The sequence below is a fragment of the Pragia fontium DSM 5563 = ATCC 49100 genome, assembly GCF_900112475.1.
In the GTDB taxonomy this organism is placed as follows: domain Bacteria; phylum Pseudomonadota; class Gammaproteobacteria; order Enterobacterales; family Enterobacteriaceae; genus Pragia; species Pragia fontium.
In genome coordinates, this window is the sequence record NZ_FOLW01000004.1 from 83,844 (window position 1) to 90,871 (window position 7,028).

General features: G+C 39.9%; 6 protein-coding genes. 5 read left to right on the top strand and 1 reads right to left on the bottom strand.

Features of this window, described 5'->3' with window-relative positions:
• Nucleotides 1-191 precede the first annotated feature (191 nt).
• Nucleotides 192-326, bottom strand: coding sequence for an entericidin A/B family lipoprotein (locus BMZ28_RS07920; RefSeq protein ID WP_047781202.1), 135 nt, complete (start codon nucleotides 324-326; stop codon nucleotides 192-194).
• Between the two features lie 489 nt (nucleotides 327-815).
• Between BMZ28_RS07920 and BMZ28_RS07925 the strand changes: the two genes are divergently transcribed.
• From BMZ28_RS07925 to BMZ28_RS07945, 5 genes are all read left to right on the top strand, one after another.
• Nucleotides 816-1,088 carry a transposase-like zinc-binding domain-containing protein gene (locus tag BMZ28_RS07925; protein WP_047781201.1) on the top strand — a complete coding sequence of 91 codons (273 nt, stop codon included), beginning with the start codon at nucleotides 816-818 and terminating at the stop codon, nucleotides 1,086-1,088.
• Nucleotides 1,089-1,361: 273 nt separating this feature from the next.
• Nucleotides 1,362-1,565 (top strand): hypothetical protein, encoded by a 204-nt coding sequence (locus tag BMZ28_RS07930; RefSeq protein ID WP_047781200.1) that lies wholly within the window; start codon nucleotides 1,362-1,364, stop codon nucleotides 1,563-1,565.
• A gap of 24 nt (nucleotides 1,566-1,589) precedes the next feature.
• Entirely contained in the window at nucleotides 1,590-1,898 is a 309-nt protein-coding gene (locus BMZ28_RS07935) for a hypothetical protein (protein WP_047781199.1), read from the top strand.
• An 871-nt stretch (nucleotides 1,899-2,769) separates the two neighbouring features.
• Nucleotides 2,770-5,622, top strand: a complete 2,853-nt coding sequence (locus BMZ28_RS07940) for an autotransporter outer membrane beta-barrel domain-containing protein (protein ID WP_074822162.1) — start codon at nucleotides 2,770-2,772, stop codon at nucleotides 5,620-5,622.
• A gap of 151 nt (nucleotides 5,623-5,773) precedes the next feature.
• A partial coding sequence (locus tag BMZ28_RS07945; protein ID WP_175474935.1) for an AIDA repeat-containing protein occupies nucleotides 5,774-7,028 on the top strand: 1,255 nt, incomplete at its 3' end.

A 7,028-nucleotide genomic window follows, 5' to 3' on the forward strand; every position in this document is an offset into this window, starting at 1 on the left:
AGTAACTTTACGTTTACATATATATCGCTCTCTATGGTTTGCTATCCGACAAACTGAGGGGGCAATAGTGATCTTAAGCGAGAGATTTCAGATTATCTAAAATCGAATGAATGAAATTTACTTAAAAGACAAGCGTTACTAATGAAAAACCCTCCATTCAGAGGGTTTTTCATCGGTGTATATCCAGGCATCTAATAGGTGCTACGCTGTATCGCTTCCCCGCCAGCTTCAATATCCTGACCAATACCTCGGGTGGTATTACAAGCCGATAGCAGACCACAAAGTACCAATAATGATGCAATAGCAATAAATCGTTTTTTCACCATGTTTTTTATCCTTCAGAAAGTCTGAATGCATAATTAAGATTAGTTCAGGTCATGGCAGCGCACAACTTACACCAAAATTTAGATCTATCTTTTAACTGCTTTAGGTTAATTATTTTTTGACTTGAGTGTTTAAATTCATTGATGGGTTAATTTGATCTTATTGCTTTTACTTTTGTTTTTATTGGTGAAAGTGGTTTTATATACTTGGGTCTCTCGGGTTTTTAAATGTTTCATTGGTTTGATTAACCTGTGTTATGTATTATTATTAGGTGGCTTATGATAAGGATGATGTGTTGTTGGTTAATATTCTTTGGCTAATGGTTTATAGTTGTTGTTATTGGGTATAAAAATGTTGCCTTAGAGTATGATTTCAACCTTATTACTCAAGTTTTTTTGATTTTTATTCTATAGGTTTTTAGGTAAGTCGATTATCTAGAAATTTTGAAAACTAAGAATGGACACAATGCTTTTATTAAAAAGGAGAAGACTATGGATATTAAACCTCCCGTTTGTCACCACTGCAAGCACAGCGGGCGAATCAGGCGTCATGGTCAAGCCCGCTCTGGGCTGCAACGATACTTATGTATGATGTGCAATAAGACTTTTCAGGTGAGTTATATCTATCAAGGCCATGAAGGTAACATTGCTAAACATGTTAAAACATTAATTGCCGAAGGGAGAAGTCGAGAAGAAATTTGTCGAACTTTGGGTGTTAGCCAGAGAGATGTTGATCGTCATATTTATATTCTTGAAAGCGAGTAAGTTTTAATACGTAATGATTTAATTTTACTTATTTTAATGGTAAGTAAATATTTATTATTGATTATATTTAACATGTATTTATTTATTTTTAATTATTTCTTTTGATAAGTTATTTTTTCTAATTACTTATTTTTGTGGTTTTAGATAAAAATAACTTTCTCATTATTTTCTTTAATATATATTCAGTAACGAAATAGGCATATATTTCACCTTTACTTTACGTTTAAGTAAGGCTTTTTAGGAATAAAATAATTATCTAGCTAAGGATTTAATATGAGAGAACTTTCTTGTAAAGAGATAGAGCATGTAAATGGTGCAGGAATTATTGGCGATGCCTTATGGAAGGCAGTCTATGCTGTTGTTGATCTACCTTCTCGTACGGCAGGGAAAGTGGTGGGCGATAAGATTGGTGGAACCATCGGTGGCATCATTGCGGTACCAGTAAACTGGATTTATTCTTTGTTTAACAAGAAGTAATTCCTCTATTTTAAGGATGAAGTAATGAGAGAACTCAATTTAGTTGAAATTGAACAGGTAAGTGGTGCGGGTTTTATTCAGGACTCGTTTGCTTCAGTCGGTGGCGTTTTAGGTAAAGCTTTAGGTGATACCGGTATTAAATTGGTTCAGAGTGCCGCCGATCGTTTTTCTCCTGCGCTAGGTGCGGGTATCAAATTGATTGCTTCCTCAGGTATTGGCCTGTCCGGTGAAACGGTAGGGCATTTAGCAGGCTTTACTTTGGGTGGTTTTGTGGAAGGCGTATTTTCAGGTATAGAGTCAGGTTTTAAAGGTAAGTTTGACTTCTGGAAGTAAGATAATCATTTAGCCCATTATACATTGATGATGAATAGCCATTACCTGTCTTTGATAGGTAAGTGGCTATTTTTTATCTGGCCTTGATAGTGTTGTTGTTACATAGGAAAAGAAAATATTTAATGGGTGCAACTGCTGAGAGAACGTACCAATTTATGATTCACACTGAGGGGGGTGATATAACGACTAATCTAAACGGGGTTACCTACTTTGAGCAGCATCTGTTTTTTATTATATTTCGTTCAAATTAATTCATTGTTGTTATTATTACTTTTGTTATTAAATCCTTGCTGTCCATATATCCGCATCGGATCATTATTTTATTCGAATAATGTGTAGTGCTTCAATGAATTAGCTTACGAACATTTAATGTCATTATTGAAAACTAGTTATAATGCAATCTCTTTATTTTTATTAAGTTAAATTTTGTTGTTTTTATATCCAGCAACAGATTAGTTTATTTTTTATTATGACCACTCTTTATCTATAACTTATGGTGATTATCAATTGAGTATATATATTAATAGCATTAAATCTCTTATTGGTATCTTTTAACGCATTGATTAATATGTATTTTATATTTTAATGGTTTGTTTTTTTATCATTCAATCTCCTGTGGATTCTGGTCGTTTGGGTGTTTTTATTGTTCTTTTGGCCTGAAGACGATCGTAAAAACCACTAATTTGTATTTTTGACATTTTTTGTGCTGTCATTTAACTTTGTATGTATGCTAACATCCGCACACAATGACTTTGTATGGCTTATTTTAAAGCCGTTGTTTATTTTTGGTTGAATAAACAACTGTTTTAATTGATTTTGCCTTGCGTAGAAAAACGTTTTGGATGCAAGTGGTAACCAAAAGGATTTAGATATGAAGTTAAATAAGTTAGTTTTAGCGCTACCTGCGTTATTTGCAGTTTCTCTTCCCGCTTATTCTGTTGAAGTTCCTCCTGAAGCCTTTCCGTCTAAGGTAGCAACACCGGATGTGAATGCTATTTTAAACGACTCCGCTAATACCGATGGTTGGCCGATAGCTTCAGACAAATGGGCAAATAAGAACACCTCTATTATTACTGGTAATCAGTATATTCACGGTAAGACATTCACCAGAACGTGGTTTCCTAGTTCGGGAATACAATCGCTTGATGTGAGTAATAATTCTTATAGCTTGAATAACGCGATTGACTCATTACAAGTCACGGTAAACAGCGGCAGTGTTGTTATTGGTAGCACGGTTAAAGGCGGTATCGTTGATCCCAACAATGGTAAGGTTTACAACGGCATTTTATTGATGACGGGGTCAACGACGGCCTATGATACGGTGCTTGAAGATCGCGGCCAATTGACGCTGAGTAATAGTTCTAAAGGCTATAATACTTTAGTTAATGCGGGGGGACAGCTTACGTTAGGTAGCTCTAGCTATGCTCAAGCCAACTACATTAATGGCGGCTTTATGCAGATGTCAGTGATGAGTAATGTCGTTGCTGAAGACACGATTGTCATTAATGGTGGCCAACAAATTATTTATGGTGGCACCTCGATAAATGCCCATATAGGCAACGGTAGTTACCAGTTAGCGAGTGGTTTATCGATTGATACCACACTTTATAACGGTGCATTCCAACGTGTTTATGCCGGAGCAGGTGGTGATTCGGTTTCCGATCGCAATACCACTATCTATGGTGGTGCGCGTCAGCAACTTCAGGTTGGTATTTCTGAAGGGGCTCATGTTTATGGTGTGCAGGTCATTAGTGCTGTTGATGGTGATTGGAGAAACGGTCAATGGGAGTCAGATGCCGATCTGAAGTTAAGAGGATCAAATCAAGTCTCTAAAGATGCGGTTATCTATGCCGGAGGTACGCAGCGAATCCATACGGGCTCGGCTGAAAATGCGCAGGTTTATGGCTTACAAATCGTGAGCGGTAAAAAAGGCGGTTGGGTCGGCGAGGAGTGGGTGGAAACTGATGGCTGGGTAGGGCGCGATCAAATCGCTAAAAATGCCACTATTTTTACCGGTGGTGAACAGCGAGTTGGATATTATGCTGATGCCATTGGTACCGTTGTTGATGGCGGTAGCCAAGTGGCGGCCGAATTAGGCCATCTTCAAGATACGACCGTTCAAAACGGTGGTTCTTCCTATATTGCTTATGGCGCATATTCTACCGGTTCACTGGATGTGGTAGATGGTTCTTTGACCATGCAGGGTGGTGATGCACATGCCTGGACTAATGCGAGTTTAGGCGGCAAAGGAGCCTGGGCTAGAAACGTTGACTTACAGAGTGCTAATTCAACGCTATATATTGAGCATAATGCCAATACCAGCGAATCAACTGCAACGGTTGAAACATTGAAGATGAATGATGGCTCGGTGGTTTTCGGCCGTCAGGATGGCAGTGATGCCGGTAAGTACAGCCGCTTGGATCTGATCTCATTATCCGGTAACGGTACGTTTGTGATGAACACCAACATTAACGGCGGGCAGGGTGACTTCTTGAGCATCAGCGATCCGCTGGATGTTAACAGCCGTTTTAATGTCAAGGTAATGGATTCCGGCGTGGAATTAAAACGTTCCGTGGCCGGAGTTGATCCTCATCATCTGATCTATGCCAATAGCAGTAACGCCGAGCACTTTACTTTGCTTAACGGCAGCGTCGATTTAGGTGCTTATAAATACTATCTGGTTCAGGGTGATGATACAGACACTGATAACTGGTATCTGTCTCCAACGGCTGCACCAGTTGAACCAACAGACCCTACCGAGCCAGGGACTCCGGGTGACAACGGCGGTGGTTCTGTCACGCCAAACCCAACGCCGGAACTGTCCGAGAGTGCGAAATCGGTTATTGCTATGGCCAACGTAACGCCAACCATTTGGGACGGCGAACTGTCTACCTTAAGAACTCGCTTAGGCGATCTGCGTGACAACCGTTCAGCTCAAAATGGCACATGGGGTAAATATATTACCAGTCGCTATCGCGTTTCTACCGATAACGTTGGTTATAAACAAGATATGAACGGGGTGATGTTAGGTGGCGATCGCGCCATTGAACTGCAAGGAAGCCGCTTATTAATTGGTGGTCTGTTCTCCTACACTCATTCTAAGCTGGATTCCCGCAGTGGTGATGGCAAAGTGGATAGCTATGGTCTCGGTGTTTATACCACTTGGATGCATGACTCTGGTTATTACGTCGATGGGGTGTTAAAAGCCAACCGCTTTAAAACGGAAAATAATGCTAACTTCAACGGTGGAAAAACCAGCGGAAGCGATAATACCAATGGTTTTGGTGCATCAGTCGAAGTGGGTAAACACATTAAGTTAGACAGCTATTTTATTGAGCCTTATATCATGGGATCAGCGTTCCGTGGTGGTAAGACAAGCTATGAGTTGGACAGCGGTATGAAAGCGAAAGCCGATAGTGCGCAGTCGCTGAAAACTGAAGTGGGTACCACGATTGGTCACACCTTTGTGCTAGACAGTGGGGCTTTGCTTAAGCCTTATGTCCGTCTGGCGGTAAGCCATGAATTCCAGAAGAATAACGACGTTATTATTAACGATACCGAACGTTTCAGTAATGATATGTCCGGCACCGTCGGTAAATATGGCGTTGGTTTAACCGCTCAACTAGATAATCAGTGGTCAACCTATGGGGAAATTAATTACTCCAACGGTAGCCATATTGAAACACCATATAGTGGGCATCTAGGTATTCGCTATAGCTTCTGATGTTGTCATTAAATAACAACCGATAGTTAGATGTGCTAATTATATTAAATATAAATAGCACATCTTCTTTTCGAATTAATACCAAATTAATTCAATAAGTTAACAAATAAATATTGTTAAATATAACATAATGAATGGATGCTATTATATTATGAAATATAAATACTCTCCGCTTTTTCTTGCGTTATTCCCGTTAGTCATTTCTTCTTATGTTAATGCTGATACGGTCATTGGTGATGGCGGTGGCACAACCGGCGTCTCATTAGGAACTCAGTATGGTGGTTTGATCAGCCAGGACAGGTTTATTGTTAATAATAACGGACGAGTAACGGCTGGCGGTTGGTCTGATGATTTTAGTCAAGAGATGCCTATCGAACGTTGGGGTTGGGCTGTGGTTAATAACACCGTAGTGAATAAAGGCGGTGATATTTATGTTCAAGGCGGTGTGGCTAATCATAGTTTAATTGACGGCGGTCGCATGCTTGTTTTTGGGGCTACTGGCGGCAATGCTGCAAATTTACAGTATTTTAAACAGGGTGAGTTATCCGTTGCTAACGATACCATCGTTAAAAATAGTGGTTTACAGTATGTTTTTGATAAAGGAACCGCAAACAATACTCAGGTGTCCGACCAAGGTAGACAGAATGTTTATTATGATGGGGTCGCAAATAACACCATCGTTAATAGCGGTGGCTTGCAATACATTTATTATAACGGTGAGTCCAACAATACCATCATAAATGAGGGTGGTAAGCAGTATGTTTATAGTACTGACAAAGTTAGCGGTACCGTGGTGAAAAAAGGTGGGGAGCAATATGTTTATTTCCCGGCGAGCTTACCCAATAATGTAGGATTAGTAAAAAACACACTGGTTGAGGCTGGAGGATTTCAGTCAATTACTGGCGTTAATGTTTCCGCATTAGATACCATGTTATATGGAGAACAACGAGTTTTTAGTGATGGCTCCTCAGTTAACACAACCGTCGGCGACGGTGGACTTATTTGGGCGTATGCCAAAGGGAACGTTTTAAATGCCAATATATTATCTGGCGGTAACGTTTATATTGATGCGTTAAATGATGCAACAACCGGTAATCCATTAGCACCTGCCTATGCAAACAATACCATCCTAAATGGTGGTGCTCTTTCTGTCCGGGGGCTGGACGCCTTAGCTGAAAATTCATTGGTGAATAGTGGCGAACTTTTTGTCCATAACGGCGGTATTATTATGGATACACGAGTGGCTGGTAATAGCTCAGTTATCCATATCGATAGTGACTCTTTTTCTAAAGGACGTTTAGATTTAAGCAGTGGCGCTACCGTTTATCTTGGTGCCAGTGACACCAGCGGAGCAAAAATCGAACATCTCACTTTAAATGATGCTTCCGTTATTTTCGGTAGTCGGG